Annotated in this window: 17 protein-coding genes and 1 pseudogene; 13 read left to right on the forward strand and 5 right to left on the reverse strand. The window is 45.6% G+C overall.

The features are described 5' to 3' along the window. Window positions 1-102: 102 nt before the first annotated feature. On the reverse strand, window positions 103-381 hold the full coding sequence (locus tag MTN95_RS17245; RefSeq protein WP_024121023.1) for a hypothetical protein: 279 nt from the start codon (window positions 379-381) through the stop codon (window positions 103-105). A gap of 389 nt (window positions 382-770) precedes the next feature. Between MTN95_RS17245 and yjiB the strand changes: the two genes are divergently transcribed. From yjiB to MTN95_RS17260, 3 genes are all read left to right on the forward strand, one after another. Next, a complete protein-coding gene (gene yjiB / locus MTN95_RS17250; RefSeq protein WP_202852848.1) occupies window positions 771-1961 on the forward strand; it encodes a monooxygenase YjiB in 1191 nt (396 codons plus the stop codon). A gap of 23 nt (window positions 1962-1984) precedes the next feature. Further along, window positions 1985-3163 (forward strand): macrolide family glycosyltransferase, encoded by a 1179-nt coding sequence (locus tag MTN95_RS17255; RefSeq protein ID WP_248339381.1) that lies wholly within the window; start codon window positions 1985-1987, stop codon window positions 3161-3163. Window positions 3164-3226: 63 nt separating this feature from the next. Beyond that, window positions 3227-3766 carry an AAA family ATPase gene (locus MTN95_RS17260; protein WP_248339169.1) on the forward strand — a complete coding sequence of 180 codons (540 nt, stop codon included), beginning with the start codon at window positions 3227-3229 and terminating at the stop codon, window positions 3764-3766. A gap of 67 nt (window positions 3767-3833) precedes the next feature. Here the strand turns inward: MTN95_RS17260 and MTN95_RS17265 are convergent, their stop codons facing one another. Then, window positions 3834-4019: a DUF8096 family protein gene (locus MTN95_RS17265; RefSeq protein ID WP_010333860.1), complete on the reverse strand. Its 186-nt coding sequence runs from the start codon at window positions 4017-4019 to the stop codon at window positions 3834-3836. Window positions 4020-4197: 178 nt separating this feature from the next. Between MTN95_RS17265 and MTN95_RS17270 the strand changes: the two genes are divergently transcribed. Continuing rightward, window positions 4198-5016 (forward strand): uroporphyrinogen-III synthase, encoded by an 819-nt coding sequence (locus MTN95_RS17270; protein ID WP_248339173.1) that lies wholly within the window; start codon window positions 4198-4200, stop codon window positions 5014-5016. A 75-nt stretch (window positions 5017-5091) separates the two neighbouring features. Here the strand turns inward: MTN95_RS17270 and MTN95_RS17275 are convergent, their stop codons facing one another. From MTN95_RS17275 to MTN95_RS17285, 3 genes are all read right to left on the reverse strand, one after another. Beyond that, window positions 5092-5844: an ABC transporter permease gene (locus MTN95_RS17275; RefSeq protein ID WP_248339182.1), complete on the reverse strand. Its 753-nt coding sequence runs from the start codon at window positions 5842-5844 to the stop codon at window positions 5092-5094. Next, window positions 5844-6596, reverse strand: coding sequence for an ABC transporter ATP-binding protein (locus tag MTN95_RS17280; RefSeq protein WP_248339192.1), 753 nt, complete (start codon window positions 6594-6596; stop codon window positions 5844-5846). The genes MTN95_RS17275 and MTN95_RS17280 overlap by 1 nt, the downstream gene beginning before the upstream one ends. A gap of 121 nt (window positions 6597-6717) precedes the next feature. Further along, complete coding sequence (locus MTN95_RS17285) at window positions 6718-7689, reverse strand: DMT family transporter (RefSeq protein WP_248339196.1); 972 nt, start codon at window positions 7687-7689, stop codon at window positions 6718-6720. A gap of 129 nt (window positions 7690-7818) precedes the next feature. Between MTN95_RS17285 and MTN95_RS17290 the strand changes: the two are divergent. From MTN95_RS17290 to MTN95_RS17330, 9 genes and pseudogenes are all read left to right on the forward strand, one after another. After that, window positions 7819-8335, forward strand: a pseudogene (locus tag MTN95_RS17290) (cupin domain-containing protein). A gap of 374 nt (window positions 8336-8709) precedes the next feature. Continuing rightward, a complete protein-coding gene (locus MTN95_RS17295; RefSeq protein WP_010333866.1) occupies window positions 8710-9126 on the forward strand; it encodes a helical membrane plugin domain-containing protein in 417 nt (138 codons plus the stop codon). 39 nt (window positions 9127-9165) lie between these two features. Continuing rightward, on the forward strand, window positions 9166-10344 hold the full coding sequence (locus MTN95_RS17300) for an NAD(P)/FAD-dependent oxidoreductase (RefSeq protein ID WP_059336130.1): 1179 nt from the start codon (window positions 9166-9168) through the stop codon (window positions 10342-10344). Between the two features lie 200 nt (window positions 10345-10544). After that, the gene (gene uxaC / locus MTN95_RS17305; RefSeq protein WP_105953674.1) at window positions 10545-11966 is read left to right on the forward strand and encodes a glucuronate isomerase; all 1422 of its coding nucleotides are present in this window, start codon (window positions 10545-10547) and stop codon (window positions 11964-11966) included. 72 nt (window positions 11967-12038) lie between these two features. Next, window positions 12039-13418: an MFS transporter gene (locus MTN95_RS17310; protein WP_248339198.1), complete on the forward strand. Its 1380-nt coding sequence runs from the start codon at window positions 12039-12041 to the stop codon at window positions 13416-13418. 105 nt (window positions 13419-13523) lie between these two features. Continuing rightward, on the forward strand, window positions 13524-14537 hold the full coding sequence (gene allD, locus MTN95_RS17315) for an ureidoglycolate dehydrogenase (protein WP_248339384.1): 1014 nt from the start codon (window positions 13524-13526) through the stop codon (window positions 14535-14537). Between the two features lie 4 nt (window positions 14538-14541). Further along, entirely contained in the window at window positions 14542-15561 is a 1020-nt protein-coding gene (locus MTN95_RS17320) for a zinc-binding alcohol dehydrogenase family protein (RefSeq protein ID WP_105953671.1), read from the forward strand. A gap of 23 nt (window positions 15562-15584) precedes the next feature. After that, window positions 15585-16664, forward strand: a complete 1080-nt coding sequence (gene uxuA / locus MTN95_RS17325; protein ID WP_248339208.1) for a mannonate dehydratase — start codon at window positions 15585-15587, stop codon at window positions 16662-16664. After that, complete coding sequence (locus MTN95_RS17330) at window positions 16661-17497, forward strand: SDR family oxidoreductase (protein WP_248339213.1); 837 nt, start codon at window positions 16661-16663, stop codon at window positions 17495-17497. The genes uxuA and MTN95_RS17330 overlap by 4 nt, the downstream gene beginning before the upstream one ends. The last annotated feature ends 15 nt before the right edge of the window (window positions 17498-17512 follow it).

Genomic DNA, 17512 nt, shown 5'->3' on the forward strand with positions numbered 1-17512 from the left:
TGTATCTAAAATACAATAAGCATCTAAAGAAACAAAAAAAGCTTGTAGAAAAAACATCGTTTTCTCTACAAGCTGAAAGAGCCGGAGGCTCTTTTTTTGTTTTTACAGGGCAATATGTTTTTCGCTGGCTAGCTTCAAAAGGGTTAGTACCGAATCGGCTTGTTTATGGCCGAGCTTTTGTTTTAGTTTGCTTTCTTCAACTAAACGGCTTCCATATATATCGACAGAGGCTTTGTCGACGACAGTATGCCAGTTTTCCTGTTTTTTTCCCTCAACGAGCGGTTTTGAATGTCTCTCAGAAAAAGAGAACACAAACAATACAAATGCAAGTGAAAGTACGATGCCGACAACTAGTTTTTTACGGTTGATCTGTGCTGTCATTTGTTCTCTCCTTCACCATTTTACTTTCTATTTAATCATATTTTCAGCTTGCTTTACATAATGGAAAAGTCATCTTTTAGAGTAGTGCTTACGTTGCGGATGAGGGCGACGTGTGAGATTTTCATAAGCTATTGATTGCGTTTCTAAAATCGATGAGCATGCCTAAGGTCACGTTGTGAACCAAATCGGGTGTGCGTAATAGAAAAAAATTGAAAGATTATGGTAAGATGAACAACATTCGAGGGGGATTATATGATGCCTGCACCGGCATCTTGAAGACCTGCCTGCTGTTTCAGACGACAAAATGGATGTCCCTCTCTTTTTCGATAGCAGGAGGTGGTGAAGTTCGTCAATTGCTGAATCTTTTCTTTCATGGGGAGGGGAAAAGCATGAATGTGGTAAATCGGCGACAAGCTTTGCAGCGTGCACTGATGAACGGAAAAAATAAACAGGATGCTTATCATCCGTTTCCGTGGTACGAGTCGATGAGAAAGGAAGCTCCTGTTACCTATGATGAAGACAATCAAGTATGGAGTGTTTTTCTTTATGATGATGTCAAAAAAGTGATTGGGGATAAAGAGCTTTTCTCCAGTTATATGCCGGAGCAGACAAGTTCTATCGGGAATTCGATCATTAATATGGACCCGCCAAGACACACGCAAATCCGTTCTGTTGTCAATAGAGCGTTTACGCCGCGTGTCATGAAGCAGTGGGAACCAAGAATTCAAGACATCGCAGATGATCTGATACATCGTTTTCATGGACGAAGCGAGTTTGATTTGGTCCAGGATTTCTCATATCCGCTTCCTGTCATTGTGATATCTGAGCTTTTAGGCGTTCCTTCAGAGCATATGGATGCGTTTAAGACATGGTCTGATATTTTGGTGAGCACACCAAGAGATGGAAGTGAGGAAGCGGAGAAAGCCTTTCTGAAAGAGCGGAACAAGTGCGAGGAAGAGCTAGCCGCGTTTTTTGCCGGCATCATAGAAGAAAAACGGAAGAAACCGGAACAGGACATCATCTCCATTTTAGTTAAAGCGGAAGAAACCGGCGAGAAGCTTTCCGGAGAAGAGCTGATTCCGTTTTGTACATTGCTGCTGGTGGCGGGAAACGAAACGACAACGAACTTGATTTCAAACGCGATGTACAGCATTTTAGACACGCCGGGCGTTTATAACGAATTGCGGCGGCATCCAGAGCTGGTGCCTCAGGCGGTGGAGGAAGCTCTGCGTTTCAGGGCGCCTGCACCTGTCTTGCGGCGAATTGCCAAACGGGATACAGAGATTGGTGGCCAGCAGATGAAAGAAGGCGACATGGTGTTAGCGTTTGTGGCGTCTGCAAATCGTGATGAAGCGAAGTTTGACAGGGCGCACATGTTTGATATTCACCGCCATCCCAATCCGCATATTGCGTTTGGCCACGGCATTCATTTTTGTCTTGGGGCTCCGCTTGCACGGCTTGAAGCAGCCATTGCGTTAACGGCTTTGACTCAAACGTTTTCTCATATGGAGCCAGTCAGTATCACCCCGATTGAAAATAGTGTGATATACGGACTAAAGAGTTTTCGTGTCAACATATAATATGAAAATTGGAGGCTGAAATGATGAGACAGCATCATATCTCAATTATTAATATCCCGGCATACGGACATGTGAATCCCACTCTTGCGTTAGTGGAGAAGCTTTGTGAAAAAGGGCACCGTGTCACTTATGCGACGACTGAGGAATTCGCGCCTGCGGTGAAGCAAGCCGGGGCAAGCCCGCTTTTATATCAAACTACGATTAACGTGGAACCGGAACGCATTAGGGAAATGATAGAGAAAAATGAAACACCGATTAGCATTTTAAAAGAATCGCTCGAAATCTTGCCTCAGCTTGAAGAATTATATCAAAATGACCAGCCTGATCTTATCGTTTATGATTTTATCGCATTTGCGGGAAAATTGTTTGCTGATAAGCTGAATGTGCCGGCCATCAGGCTTTGTTCTTCCTATGCGCAAAATGAATCCTTCCAGCTTGGAAGTGAAGAGATGCTCAAGCAACTCAAACAAGCGGAGGCCGATTTCCAGGTTTACCTTGAGAAAGAAAACTTACCGGCTGTCTCATTTGAACACTTAGCTATACCGGAAGCGTTAAATATTGTCTTTATGCCGCGGTCTTTTCAGATTAAAAACGAAACCTTTGATGAGCGATTCTGCTTTGTCGGTCCTTCACTTGGAAAACGAGGTGAACAAGAGAGCCTGCTGCTGGAAACAGGGAATCGTCCGCTCATGCTGATTTCATTGGGAACCGCTTTTAACGCATGGCCGGAATTTTATCGTATGTGTATAGATGCATTTCGGAATTCCGACTGGCATGTTGTGATGTCAACAGGGATATCAATTGAACCTGACAGTCTAGGTGACATTCCTGACAATTTTACAGTTCGCCAGCGCGTTCCGCAGTTGGATATCTTAGCGAAAGCCGATCTGTTTGTTTCTCACGGAGGAATGAACAGTACGATGGAGGCAATGAATGCGGGGGTACCGCTTGTTGTGATTCCGCAAATGTATGAGCAGGAGCTCACTGCCCGGCGTGTTGATGAATTAGGCCTCGGCGTCTATTTGCCGAAAGAAGAGGTCAGCGTCTCCCGTTTGCAGAAGGCAGTTCAGGACGTATCCGGAGATAAAGAAATGCTCAACCGTGTAAAAGACATGCAGAAAGACGTAAAAGAAGCAGGCGGAGCGGAGAAGGCAGCTGCGGAAATTGAAGCCTTCATAAAAAAGTCTGTCGTTCCGCAATAACACATTTGCACCCGAAATCTGCTGAGATTTCGGTTTTTCTTCTTTTAAAAAGGATGGGATGCAATGAGTAAAGAAAACGCCGTCTATCTGATTACAGGGGTGATGGCAGCGGGGAAGTCCACAGTTGCCCAGCTTCTTTCTGAGCGTTTAGACAAGAGCGTTCATATCAGGGGAGATATATTTAGAAAAATGATTGTAAACGGCGAAATGCAAATGTCAGACACTCCTTCAGCTGAGGCGCTGGAACAGTTGCGTCTTCGCTACCGGCTGGCGGCTAACGTATCGGATATGTATGCTGAAGCGGGGTTTCATACGGTGGTGCAGGATGTGATCATCGGACCTATGTTAGAAGAAATGGTGAAGTTGATCAGTTATCGTCCATTGTATGTGATCGTGTTGGCACCCCGAGCTGACATAATAGCCGCAAGAGAATCAGCACGCAAGAAAAAAGGATATGGAGATATCAGCATTGAATCTCTCGATGCCGTCTTGCAGTCAGAAACACCGCGTCTTGGCCTGTGGCTGGATGCGTCAGAGATGACGCCGGAAGAGACGGTGGGAATGATATACAAAGGGCTGGAGACTGCAGCGAAAATAAAATAATGAATCCCGCTTTCTCCAGCTTGTTCTCGGGTGCAGAGGCTAACCCCTGCCCCGCGAACATCTTCTATTAAATATTCTTTTTCATCCCGCATCTCCGGCATTCTCTCAAAAACTTTCCGCCTTTTACGGAGCTTTTAAAAAGCGTATAGTCACAATTATCACAGCGTCCGCTATGGACGTCGGGATATTCGTTGAATTCATAAATAACCGATGTGTCGTAGCCTTTTGTTTCGTATTCTTCTTTTGTTTCCATGGTCGATCCTCCGTTAAAGCGTGTCTGTTGTTTATATTACAGCATGCATCCGGTGTATTCAACGGGTAATGAGAGGCATTTGGTTCATCTTGATTTCTCCCTTGGTTTGCGACACAATAGCTTTATTAAAGGTTATATACATATAAAGCCTAAGCTGGCAAAGAGGAGAGGAACGGATATGGGTAAAGGTTTACATGGAAAACGCGTTGCGATCGGCGGTTCTCGGAAAACGGAAGAAATCAGCACAATCATTGAAAAACAGGGCGGAATTCCTGTCGTTCGGCCTCTCCAAGGAACGGTGTACTTGGCAGAGGAGCAGGTGGAGCCGGAGCTGCGCAAATTTGCGGAAGAAAAAGCCGACTGGGTGATCTTTACGACAGGCATCGGTACGGAGACGCTTGTGAAGATGGCAGAGAAAATCGGAATAAAGGACGAGTTTCTGCTGGCGATTCGCCAGGCTAAAGCGGCGTGCCGAGGGTACAAAACATTGTCTGCGTTAAAAAAGCTTGGCATCACCGCAGAGGCTTCTGATGAAGATGGGACAACCAGCGGATTGATCCGGTCCTTGGAGCCTTACGACTTTTCAGGAAAAAAAGTAATGGTGCAGCTTCACGGAGAAAATGCACCTGCCCTCATAGCATTTTTGAAAGAAAAAGGAGCTTCAGTTTTGCCGATTCTCCCTTATCAGCATATCCCGCCAGAGGAGGAAACGGTGGAACAGTTATGCCGGGAACTGCTGAATGGTGAATTGGATGCTGTTTGTTTTACCACGGCCATTCAGGTTCGTTCTCTGTTTCAATTTGCCAAGGAGCGCGACTTTATCAATGAAGTGAAGGCTGTATTCGAAGAGCATGCCATCGCAGCGGCTGTCGGAAAAGTGACAGCTGAAGCGCTGCGGGAAGAAGGGATCACAAGGCTGCTTGCTCCGGAGATTGAGCGGATGGGCGCGATGATTATTGAACTTTCACGGTATTATGAAGAAATGGCTGGGGAATAAACAGCACAAAAGCCGCTTTTCTGTTGAGAAGCGGCTTTTATGTGATCTGCAAATCCCGAAATCGCTGTCATAATGTTAACCATTTTGCTTCAGCTGCTGATGCGCGGTAAATAATGACGGGTATGTCAGCACGCTGAGTATGACACAAGTCAGCGCGGCGGACGCCATCGTTGTAAAAACAATCAAAAGCTGAAAGCGAACTGCCTGAATCGGGTCCGCGCCCGCTAAGATCTGGCCGGTCATCATGCCGGGAAGCTGGACGAGCCCTAATGTCTTCTGGCTTTCGAGCGTTGGGATCATACTCATTTTCATAGCGGAAGTCAGGATATGCTGTATGGATTGTTTTGGTGTGCCGCCAAGCGACAAAATCAATTGAATTTCTTCCTTGCGCACCCCGATCTCGGAGCTGAGCCGGTTTAAAAACAGGCTCGCGAGCACCATTGAATTTCCGATGACCATTCCGCTGATCGGGATGACATACCGTGCGGTAAGCGGGATGATGTGAAGCGCCAGAAGAATGCCTTGGGTGACGATTTCTACAATCGCTAATGCCACAAACACCCTCCAAAAAGAACCGATTTTCATTTTCTTTCGTTTGACGACGTTTTGCGCCGCCACCGCCAGCATTAACAGCACCATCAGCAGGATAAACACAGGGTGATCCCCATGAAATATCAGCGACAGCACATAACCGATCACAAGCAGCTGTAACGCGGCCCGGATGGTGGCAATGATCATGTCTTTTTCTACGCCGGCTTTAAAGGATTTTGATAAAAACAAGGCGATCAAAACAAAGATCATCGTTAAAGAGAGGGAAAGATAATCCATTATTGAGTGCCTCCCTTCAAAAACTCCTTGGCTGCTTCATGCTGCGGATTAGAGAAAAATGTTTCAGTTTCTGCGATTTCCAGCAGCCGACCATCCGCCATAAACCAAATGGAATCGGCTACTCGTTTTGCCTGCTCCATATTATGAGTCACCCACATGACCGTCAGCTTTTTCTCTTGATGCTGCCTTTTGATCAGCTCTTCAATCTCCAGAGCAGAAACAGGGTCCAGGGCAGATGTAATTTCGTCCAATAATAGGATGGAGGAAGGGTTTGCGAGTGTTCTGGCAAGTGAAAGCCTTTGCCGCTGTCCGCCGGATAAATCCTTGGCGCTCCTGTCTAACAGCTCTGGAGACAGGCCTGTCAGTGAAGCGAGCTCTTCAGGAGAGTAAAGCTGGGTTTGGTGGAGCTTTTGTACCAGATTCAGATTGTCACGCACCGTTCCGTCAAGGACGGGGGCGGATTGAAAGGCAAGGGAGGCCGTCCGCCTCAGTTCATTCACATTCCAGTCTCTGACTTCCTTTCCGTAAATCTTCACTTCACCGTGATCCGGTGTTTTCATCAAATTACACATTGACAGCAGTGTGCTTTTTCCTGAACCGGAAGGGCCCAAAACGGCCACGGTTGCACCCTGTTTAATGTCTCCGGTGACATCCTTTAATACATCATAGGTTTGTCCCTCTTGTTCATAGCTTTTTCGCACAGATGTGAATGAGATTGCTGGTATATCGTCTTTTTGATTGTTTGCTTCCATTAAAATATCACCTTTCAGTTAAGTGGGCTTAGACTATACATAAATATAACGTGAAACAGGTCTCTTTTGGAAGGCGTTAAAAAGAAAGGAGAACGGGCTTTCGCCCATTCTCCAGAAGCTGCTAAGCAGTCAGATTTGACTGAGTTTTCTCTTTGGGTTTTTGTTGGGAAGCGAAGGTATGTAACACCATTCCGGCAATAATAATCATTAAGCCGGCAAACGATAAAATGGAAGGGAAAACACCTGACAGCAGGATTATTTCACCAAGCAAAGCGAATATCACTTCCCCGGATTGTGTTGCTTCAACAGCAGCAAGCTTTTGCGGATGATCTCTTACCATATCCGTTGCCCAGAAAAATAAAACGGTCGCAATGATGCCTGAGCTGACGGCAACGATAAAGGATTGAACGGTTTGCCCCGCGGTCGGGAGGCCATCTGACCACCAGCCGTAAGCTGCCAATACAAGCCAGAATGGAAGGCTTGCAAGGGTCATTCCCAGCACACGCTGGAACGTATCAAGCCTGCCTCCGTATTGCTCAAGCATTCTCCGGTTTCCCAGCGGATAGGCGAAAGCAGCAATGACAACCGGCAACACGCTGAAGAGCAGCATTTTTCCGGAAAGCGATTCTGCATGCTGGAGCTGAATCAGCGCTGCCCCAATCAGAATGACGACGGAAGTGCCCAGCGAAACAAGGGGAATCTTTTGCCGAACGAGCAAAGTGCCTCTAGGTGTGTCTTTTTTCTCATAGAAAAATGGAGACAGCAGCACACCGGCTACAATGGTAATTTGCCATGTTCCGGCTACGAGCCAGCCCGGCCCGAATGCGGCGGCAAACGTGATCGGCGCATAAAAAAGAACAAAGCCGACAAAGCTCCACTTTATCCAAAAAAACGGCTTTTTCCGCATCTCTTGTAAAAGAGGAACGAACTTCCCTTTCATTATGACAATTAGACATAAAAACGGAACCATAAAAATAAAGCGTAACGAGGCGCTCCAAAGCCAGCTGCCTCCGGATAATTCCATCGCCCTGTTTAAAATAAAGGTAACGGCGAAAAAGAGAGAAGCCAATATTCCGATTATGATCGCTTTCATCAAATCCCTCATTCTGGCATTATTTTTTTATACTATACTATCCGGGATGATACAGATCAACGGAATTGTGAGAAAATAATGATGTTTTACGGATCAATATATGTGGAAGACAGAAATAGGGAGGTGAAAATGATGGAAACAGAAACGTACTTTTTTCAGGATGACGGCAGGGTTCCAAATCACCCTGATTTTCCGCTCGTTATCTATAAAAATGTTTTTATGGGACGTGCTGAACAGGCAGAGCGGATCGTCAATCAATCGGCATGGCTGGCTAAACAGCTGGTCGGGCAGTGTTTTTCCGTACCATCATTATCACAGCAACACGCATGAAGTCCTAATCGCAGTCCGAGGGGAGGCTGTTATTCAATTTGGGGGAGAAAAAGGAGCTGCTGTTCCTATCAAAACGGGCGACGCAGCGGTCATCCCAGCCGGTGTCGGCCATAAAAAGCTAAGCGCGAGCCCCGATTTTACCGTGATCGGCGCTTATCCAGATGGTTCTCGGTATGATATGAAGACGGGAAAGCCGGATGAAAGAGCGGCTGCGCTAGAGAATATAGAGCAAGCAGTACTTCCGGCATTGGATCCAGTTACAGGAAAAAGAGAACCTCTATTAGACATATGGGTAACGCGTAGGGGAGAAAATTGATGGATTGTCAATAACTAGTGCTGAAGAAATGTTATGACACGGGCACCATATAAATTAATTTCATAATCGAAGCAATTCACGTTCAAATTTTGTTCAAAAAGTGTTATCATATAGAAGGTAATCAAATTGGAGTTTTTTATGTTTGCTATTTTCAGAGAGAGTAAAGGATTTTGACTTATTCAATGGTTTATTTTTGAGATAAAAATAATACTGAATATGGCAAGATGAAAAACTGGGTAGTAAACATTTATTTTTGCGAATGATTGTGCACGAATTCACAATCCTTCTTCTCATGCTTTCAAACATGAGATCAGGGAGAGGCACTACCCTTTCCAAAAAATCAGCATACTGCTTATAGTAAAGGAGAATTGGATATGCCAGAAACAATCGATCAAACAAATGCGTCTGTCAGCCAAAGCCAGCAAGATCTTATTGATCAGCTGTTAAAGCCAGAAGTTCAAGAATCACTGACTGTTTTAGTTGACCAGCTTCCAAAGCTGACTGAGTTAGTGAATATTTTAACGAAGTCTTACGATTTCGCTCAGTCTGTTGCGACTGACGAAGTATTGAAAAGCGATACAGTCGGTGCAATCACTGAAATTCTTGAGCCTGTAAAAGAAACAGCAAAAGAAGTGGCTGCGACTGCAATCGAAGCGAAAGACCGCGCGGATGCTAGCAACGAAACGATTGGACTTTTCGGCCTGTTGCGCATGCTGAAAGATCCTCAAGCTCAAAAGCTGTTCCGTTTTGCTAACAGCTACCTTGAAATCATGAACGAAAAACAAAAATAATCTCAGATTCAAATTGATATAAAGGACGGAGGATATACGATGTCAAAACATATTGTCATTTTAGGCGCTGGTTATGGCGGTGTTCTTTCTGCTTTAACAGTTCGCAAACATTACACAAAAGAACAAGCACGCGTGACAGTGGTAAACAAATACCCAACTCACCAAATCATTACGGAATTACACCGTCTTGCAGCAGGCAACGTGTCTGAAAAAGCGGTTGCAATGCCGTTAGAAAAACTTTTCAAAGGCAAAGACATTGATCTTAAAATCGCGGAAGTCAGCTCTTTCTCTGTTGATAAAAAAGAGATTGCGCTTGCTGACGGTTCTGCATTAACTTACGATGCGCTAGTAGTAGGCCTTGGTTCTGTCACTGCTTACTTCGGCATCCCAGGACTTGAAGAAAACAGCATGGTTCTTAAATCTGCTGCTGATGCGAACAAAGTTTTCAACCACGTTGAAGACCGTGTGCGTGAGTACTCTAAAACGAAAAACGAAGCGGATGCAACAATCCTTATCGGCGGAGGCGGCTTAACAGGCGTTGAGCTTGTCGGTGAGCTTGCTGACATCATGCCGAACCTTGCGAAAAAATACGGCGTAGATCATAAAGAAATCAAATTGAAATTGGTTGAAGCAGGTCCGAAAATCCTTCCTGTTCTTCCGGATGATCTTATCGAACGCGCGACTAAAAGCCTTGAAAAACGCGGCGTTGAGTTCTTAACAGGCCTTCCTGTTACAAATGTAGAAGGAAACGTGATTGATCTGAAAGACGGATCAAAAGTTGTTGCCAACACATTTGTTTGGACTGGCGGCGTACAAGGAAATCCTTTAGTCGGCGAATCAGGTCTTGAAGTGAACCGCGGCCGTGCGACAGTTAACGATTTCCTTCAATCTACATCTCATGAAGATGTATTTGTTGCCGGTGACAGCGCAGTTTACTTTGCGGCAGACGGCCGTCCATACCCGCCAACTGCACAAATCGCATGGCAAATGGGTGAGCTGATCGGTTACAACCTTTTCGCTTACTTAGAAGGAAAAACACTTGAAACATTCCAGCCAGTAAACTCTGGTACACTTGCAAGTCTTGGACGCAAAGATGCGGTAGCCATCATTGGTGCTAATTCTACACCGCTTAAAGGTCTTCCTGCTTCCTTGATGAAAGAAGCAAGTAACGTACGCTACTTAACACACATTAAAGGACTATTCAGCCTGGCTTACTAATCCTTTCTTGTAAAATCGGACATTGCCAAAAAGTGGTCTTTTCAGGCAGCTTTACGGCAATGTCTTTTTTGCGCTTATTTGCTAACGTTAACATTTAAATTTTAAAAAGAGATTGATCCCAGAGGAATATAAAGGTAAAATAAAAACAAATCAAAATGTTAACGTTAACATTTTGAAATAGAATGAAAGACGGTGAGGACATGGAACCCTTTATGGGAGAAAACGTTTTGCTGAAAAATGAAACCGCTGTCAACCTCTATCACCATTATGCGAAAGACATGCCGATTATTGATTATCACTGCCATTTGAGTCCGAAAGAAATCTATGAAAATAAGAGATTTCAAAACATGACAGAAGCCTGGCTGTATGGAGACCATTACAAATGGCGCATCATGAGAGCCAATGGAATTGAAGAAACATACATTACAGGCGATGCAGCTGATGAGGAGAAGTTCATGGCATGGGCGAGAACAGTACCGATGGCGATTGGCAATCCGCTCTACAATTGGACCCATTTAGAGCTGCAGAGATTTTTTGGGATTTACGAGATATTAAATGAGCAATCGGCGCCAAATATTTGGAAACGGGCGAATGAACTGCTGCAAGGAGAAGGCTTCGGGGCAAGGGATTTCATTGTGAAATCAAATGTAAAAGTAGTATGCACAACCGATGACCCTGTCGATTCCCTCGAATACCACCTATTATTAAAAGAGGACAAAGATTTTCCTGTCAGTGTGCTGCCGGGATTTCGGCCGGATAAAGGGCTGGAAATCAATCGCGAAGGCTTCCCGGATTGGGTGCAGGCGCTTGAAAAGGCTGCGTCACTTTCGATTACAACCTATGATGAGTTTTTGACGGCTCTTGAAGACCGAGTGCGTTTCTTCCATTCAGTCGGAGGCAGAGTATCTGATCATGCGATTGATTCAATGGTGTTTGCCGAAACGGACAAAGAGGAAGCGGGCCTCATTTTTACCGCAAGATTAAATGGGGAACAGGTTTCTTACGAAGATGAGAAGAAATTCAAGACATATACGCTTCAATTTCTTTGCGGATTGTATGCTGAGCTTGACTGGGCGATGCAGTTTCATATCAATGCACTCAGAAATACGAATACGAAAATGATGAATAAATTGGGGCCGGATACAGGCTATGATTCTATGAATGACGAAGAAATTGCGAAGCCTTTGTACAGGCTGCTGAATTCAATCGAAATGAAAAACCAGCTGCCGAAAACGATTTTATATTCGCTCAACCCAAATGATAACTATGTCATTGCCAGCATGATCAATAGCTTTCAAGACGGCATCACGCCTGGGAAAATACAATTTGGCACAGCATGGTGGTTTAACGATTCCAAGGATGGAATGCTTGATCAAATGAAAGCGTTGTCAAACGTTGGGCTTTTCAGCCGTTTTATCGGCATGCTGACTGATTCCAGAAGCTTTTTGTCGTATACACGCCATGAATACTTCAGACGGATTGTCTGCAATCTGATGGGCGAATGGGCTGAAAACGGTGAAGTGCCGAAAGATATGGAGCTTCTTGGCGGCATCGTACAAGGCATTTGCTATCACAATGCGAAACAATATTTTCAATTTCAAGAAGAAAAGGCAAACGTATAAAATAAGTTCCGCTCAGATACGTCATACTGAGCGGACATCTCATCGAAAATTCTTAAGACACAGAGGTGGAAGATGCGAGCAGAACTGGAAAATAAGGTTGTGTCGATTGAAACGGAGAAGAGGCTTTCACTGAAAGAGAAAATTTCCTATGGTTTTGGTGATTTTGGGAACGGTTTTATGTTTGATTTAGGCCAAATCTATTTATTAAAGTATTTTACTGATGTGGCGGGAATTCCGGCTGCAATGGCGGGAAGTATTTTTTTAGTCAGCAAGCTCTTTGCGGCTGTAACAGACCCCATTGTCGGCTCATCAATTGATTATCGCAAAAACATCGGCAGGCGTGGGAAATTCAGGCCTTATTTATTAATCGGCAGCATTGTTCTTGCGGTGTTTACTGTTCTTATTTTTCTGTCCCCGAATGTATCAACGACAGGCAAGCTGATTTATGCGTATGCATCCTATATACTGTGGGGCGTGGGCTATTCATTTGTAAACATTCCGTACGGTTCATTGGGAGCGGCGATGACTCAAAATACCGAAGACCGGACTTCTATCTCTACTTTCCGCCAAATCGGCTCACTCGGGGCTTTGTTTATCACGAGCGTGGCCGTCATGCCGCTGCTCGTCAAGTTTGATAACCCGAAGGTAGGCTATCCGGTGGTCATGGGATTGTTTGCTGTTCTCGGTGTGCTTTGGTTTTATATTTGCTATCGCAACTGCAAGGAACGTATTGTTATTGCGGAAGCGCCAAAAGAGAAATTAACATTTTCATCTGTCGTCAAAACGTTTATAACGAACAAACCGCTGTTAACCCTTGTCCTGATGACCATTTTTTCGATTTCCGCATATAACATTAAATCCGCAATGCTCGTATACTTCGCACAATATAACCTAGGCAATGTCGAACTGATGGCTTATATGAACTTTATCATTATTGGATCTTCCTTTTTGGGTGTCGTGTTTCTGCCAAAGCTCGTTAAGATGTTTGGAAAGAAACAAACCGCAATGATCGGTTTCGGCATCAGCGTTGCCGCGGATCTGATCAACTTTATGCTTCCTTCAAATGTATATGTGTTTACCATCCTTGCAAGCATCGCGTTTATTGGAATCAGTATTCCCAATGGCATTACGTGGGCGCTTGTCTCAGATATCATTGACTATGGCGAGTGGAAATCCGGTGAGCGGAAAGAAGCAACGACATATTCCCTCTTTAACTTCTCGCGGAAGCTTGCTCAGTCATTGTCTGGATTTCTCTCGGGGATCGGATTGGGGCTTGTCGGATATATGCCGAACGTAGCCCAGACGGCACAGGCGCTGCTCGGCATTAAAGCGCTTCTTCTTCTGTATCCCGCCATTGCTTTGGCATTAGCTATGGTCATTATCGGTTTTCTTTATAAACTGACAGATCAGCAGCATGCACAGATTGTCGAAGAGCTTCAGCATAGAAACTGATCAAACAACCATATAAAGAATATTTTGAATAGTTCGCAAGTAATAATAATTTGTAAGGGTTTTCGCTAAGTGATGAAACTGAAAGAAAGGAGGCTCTTTATTGAATTGAATACGGTAACGATTTCCGCTGAAGAAGCGAAGGAACTGGTTCAGCAAAAGCTGATCGGCGCCAATTTGAATGAACGAGATGCCGAAAAAGTAGCAGACGTGCTCATACACGCCGATTTACGCAATGTGAATTCTCATGGTGTTTTGCGAACAGAACATTATGTGAACAGGCTGAGGGCTGGAGGCATCAATCCAAAAGCGTGTCCCATTTTTAAAGAAACGGGGCCGGTGACAGGAGTGCTGGACGGTGATGACGGGTTCGGCCATGTGATTGCCGATAAGGCGATGGCTCATGCCATTGAAATGGCAAAGAAAAATGGTGTTGGCATGGTCACCGCGACAAACAGCAGCCATTGCGGAGCGTTAAGTTATTTTGTGCAAAAAGCGGCTGAGGAAAAACTGATCGGAATCGCTATGTCTCATACTGACAGTATTGTCGTCCCGTTTGGCGGGAGGTCTTCTTTTTTAGGCACAAATCCAATTGCTTACGGTGTGCCGGCAAAGCATAAAAAACCGTTTATCCTAGATATGGCGACGTCAAAAGTGGCATTTGGAAAGATTCTGCAGGCGCGTGAAGAGGGCGCAGAAATACCAGAAGGATGGGGAGTCGATGAAAACGGAGAGACGGTAACAGACCCTCACAAGGTCGTCTCGCTTTCAGCGTTCGGGGGTCCTAAAGGCTACGGGCTATCTGTTGTGGTGGATGTGTTTTCAGGTTTGCTGGCTGGGGCGGCTTTTGGGCCGCATATCGCTAAAATGTATGGCGATCTTGATCAAAATAGGAAGCTTGGACATTATGTTTGCGCGATCCATCCGTCCTATTTTACCGGACAAGATACGTTTTTAGAGCAGATGGACGCCATGCTTGATGAACTGCAGCAATCACCTCCGGCTAGAGGAGTCGAGCGAGTGTATGTGCCTGGCGAATTGGAGCAGCTGCATGAGGAAAGAAACAGGAAACACGGAATTTCAATTGCTCGGAGCGTGTATGAATTTTTAAAAAGCAGGTGAGAAAATGAAAGCGGTTCAAGTGCGAAAAGCGTATGATTTGGTGACAGCAGACATGGAAAAGCCTGTTCTTTCAAAGGCTGATGAGGTGCTCGTCAAAGTAAAACGAGTCGGAATTTGCGGTTCTGACATGCATATTTATCATGGCACGAATCCGCTTGCGACCCTTCCGAGAGTAATCGGACACGAGGTAACGGGAGAAGTGGAGGAGGTTGGTGCGAATGTTAAAGGCCTGAAAGCCGGAGACCATGTTGTGATTGAACCGATTTCTTATTGCGGAAACTGTTATGCCTGCCGTAAAGGCCGGCCAAATGTTTGTGCGAAGCTTTCTGTGTTTGGCGTTCATGAAGACGGCGGGATGCGGGAATATGTTGTGCTTCCTGAAAAGCAGCTTCACGCGGTTTCAAAAGAGCTGCCTTGGGAGGAGGCAGTTATGGCCGAGCCTTATACAATAGGTGCCCAGGCTGTTTGGCGGGGACAGGTGGAAAAGGGTGATCGCGTTCTGATTCAGGGAGCGGGGCCTATCGGCATCTGTGTGTTAAAAATGGCAAAGCTTGCGGGTGCTTCCGTCATGATAACCGACTTAAATAATGAGCGGCTGGCATTTGCTACAGAAAACGGTGCCGACGCTGTTGTGAATGTTCAAACAGAACATGCGGCTGAGCGGGTTCGGGAATGGACGGGCAATGAAGGAGCCAATGTAGTCATTGATGCTGTCTGTCTCCCTGCGACTTTTGAGCTTTCCGTTGATGTTGTTTCTCCGGCAGGGCGTGTGGTGGTGCTTGGATTTGATGAGAGAGCGTCACAAATTCCTCAGCTCCCCATTACAAAAAAAGAAGTCACGATTACCGGCTCAAGACTCCAGACAAATCAGTTTCCGAAAGTTGTAAAGCTGCTGAATGAAGGACGGTTAGCGCATAACGGGCTCGTCACCCATACGTTTTCAGTTGATGATGTCCATCACGCGTTTCAATTTATCAAGGAGCATCCTGATCAGGTGCGGAAGGCAGTGATCACATTTGATTAAAAGGCTCAATCCGGAGGTGTAGGATGAATATTACATTTCGATGGTATGGACGAGGCAACGATACAGTCACACTTGAACACGTGAAACAAATTCCCGGGGTGAAAGGCATCGTCTGGGCTCTTCATCACAAACCTGCCGGGGAAGTGTGGGGAATAGAGGAAATCAAAGCCGAGACGGAATATATACAATCCCATGGTTTTCATACGGAGGTTGTCGAAAGCGTAAACGTTCATGAAGCGATTAAACTGGGCAGCGAAGAACGCGGCCGGTACATTGAAAATTATAAGCAGACCATCCGCAATCTGTCTGCTTTTGGCGTGAAAGTGATTTGCTACAATTTCATGCCGATTTTCGACTGGACACGCACCGACATGTTCCGTCCGCTGGAAGACGGCTCAACCGCTCTGTTTTTTGAAAAAGCCAAAGTGGAGAGCCTGGAGCCTCAAGAGCTGATCCGGACGGTGGAAGAAGCGTCTGACCTGACACTCCCAGGGTGGGAGCCTGAAAAAATGGCTCGGATCAAAGAACTGTTTGAGGCCTACAGGACGGTCGATGAAGAACAGCTGTGGAACAATTTATCATTTTTTTTGAAGGAAATTCTGCCGGTTGCTGAAGCGCATGGCATTCAAATGGCCATTCATCCGGATGACCCGCCTTGGCCGATTTTTGGATTGCCGCGTATTATCACAGGAGAGGCAAGCTATGAGAAGCTGCGGGCCATATCAGACTCACCTTCTAACTGCATCACCTTATGTACCGGTTCCATGGGAGCCAATCCCGCCAATGACATGGTGGAAATTGCTAAAACATATGCCGGGCTTGCTCCATTTTCACACATCCGCAATGTGAAGATCTTTGAAAATGGGGATTTTATTGAAACGTCTCATCTGACAAAGGACGGTTCGATTAATATTCAAGGGGTCATGGCAGAACTGCGCAAGCAGGATTACAACGGATATGTCAGGCCGGATCACGGTCGCCATATTTGGGGAGAGCAATGCCGTCCGGGCTACGGCTTATACGATCGCGCTTTAGGAATCATGTATTTGAACGGACTGTGGGACGCGTACGAATCAATGGCGAAAAAAGAGGTGGAATTATGATTCCTCTTCATCATCGACTGGCAGGTAAAGTTGCTGTTATCACGGGCGGCAGCGGTGTGCTCTGCTCGGCCATGGCCCGGGAGCTTGCCCGCCATGGCATGAAGGTGGCAATACTGAACCGGTCAGCTGAAACAGGACAAGAGGTTGTGAGGGAAATTACGAAAGCTGGCGGCACGGCATGTTCCGTTTCTGCTGATGTGCTGGACAGGACGTCGCTAGAGAAGGCGAAGACTGATATCCTTGACCGATTTGGCGCTGTTCATCTCTTAATCAATGGAGCAGGAGGAAATCATCCCGCTGCGATTACTGATGTGGAGACATATGAAGAAGAAGGAGAAGGGCAATCATTCTTTGACATGGATGAAAACGGATTTTCAACTGTTTTTTCAACCAATTTCACTGGGGCATTTCTGGCTACCCAAGTGTTTGGAAAGGAACTGCTGAAGGCAGACTCACCAGCCATTGTGAATATTTCATCAATGAGCGCTTATTCACCTATGACGAGGGTTCCGGCGTACAGTGCGGCCAAAGCATCAATCAATAATTTTACAATGTGGCTGGCTGTGCATTTTGCGGAAACCGGACTGAGGGTTAACGCAATCGCACCAGGCTTTTTTCTGACAAAACAAAATCACGATCTGCTGATCAATAAGGATGGAAGCTTTACAGACCGCTCTAAAAAGATTATTGCGGGAACACCGATGAAGCGATTTGGAAAACCGGAGGACCTGCTCGGCACGCTTCTTTGGCTGGCGGATGATTCCTATTCAGGCTTTGTCACCGGCATCACCATTCCTGTCGATGGAGGTTTTATCGCTTATTCAGGAGTGTGACGAAAGCAGATACAG

Origin of the sequence: Bacillus sp. 2CMS4F, assembly GCF_023161785.1 — a bacterium.
GTDB classification, from domain to species: Bacteria; Bacillota; Bacilli; order Bacillales; family Bacillaceae; genus Bacillus; species Bacillus halotolerans.

Excerpts from the sequence above, each read along its gene's own strand:
- MTN95_RS17245 (WP_024121023.1), bottom strand. The coding sequence starts at position 381 with ATGACAGCACAGATCAACCGTAAAAAACTAGTTGTCGGCATCGTACTT.
- yjiB (WP_202852848.1), top strand. The coding sequence starts at position 771 with ATGAATGTGGTAAATCGGCGACAAGCTTTGCAGCGTGCACTGATGAAC.
- MTN95_RS17255 (WP_248339381.1), top strand. The coding sequence starts at position 1,985 with ATGAGACAGCATCATATCTCAATTATTAATATCCCGGCATACGGACAT.
- MTN95_RS17260 (WP_248339169.1), top strand. The coding sequence starts at position 3,227 with ATGAGTAAAGAAAACGCCGTCTATCTGATTACAGGGGTGATGGCAGCG.
- MTN95_RS17265 (WP_010333860.1), bottom strand. The coding sequence starts at position 4,019 with ATGGAAACAAAAGAAGAATACGAAACAAAAGGCTACGACACATCGGTT.
- MTN95_RS17270 (WP_248339173.1), top strand. The coding sequence starts at position 4,198 with ATGGGTAAAGGTTTACATGGAAAACGCGTTGCGATCGGCGGTTCTCGG.
- MTN95_RS17275 (WP_248339182.1), bottom strand. The coding sequence starts at position 5,844 with ATGGATTATCTTTCCCTCTCTTTAACGATGATCTTTGTTTTGATCGCC.
- MTN95_RS17280 (WP_248339192.1), bottom strand. The coding sequence starts at position 6,596 with ATGGAAGCAAACAATCAAAAAGACGATATACCAGCAATCTCATTCACA.
- MTN95_RS17285 (WP_248339196.1), bottom strand. The coding sequence starts at position 7,689 with ATGAAAGCGATCATAATCGGAATATTGGCTTCTCTCTTTTTCGCCGTT.
- MTN95_RS17295 (WP_010333866.1), top strand. The coding sequence starts at position 8,710 with ATGCCAGAAACAATCGATCAAACAAATGCGTCTGTCAGCCAAAGCCAG.
- MTN95_RS17300 (WP_059336130.1), top strand. The coding sequence starts at position 9,166 with ATGTCAAAACATATTGTCATTTTAGGCGCTGGTTATGGCGGTGTTCTT.
- uxaC (WP_105953674.1), top strand. The coding sequence starts at position 10,545 with ATGGAACCCTTTATGGGAGAAAACGTTTTGCTGAAAAATGAAACCGCT.
- MTN95_RS17310 (WP_248339198.1), top strand. The coding sequence starts at position 12,039 with ATGCGAGCAGAACTGGAAAATAAGGTTGTGTCGATTGAAACGGAGAAG.
- MTN95_RS17320 (WP_105953671.1), top strand. The coding sequence starts at position 14,542 with ATGAAAGCGGTTCAAGTGCGAAAAGCGTATGATTTGGTGACAGCAGAC.
- uxuA (WP_248339208.1), top strand. The coding sequence starts at position 15,585 with ATGAATATTACATTTCGATGGTATGGACGAGGCAACGATACAGTCACA.
- MTN95_RS17330 (WP_248339213.1), top strand. The coding sequence starts at position 16,661 with ATGATTCCTCTTCATCATCGACTGGCAGGTAAAGTTGCTGTTATCACG.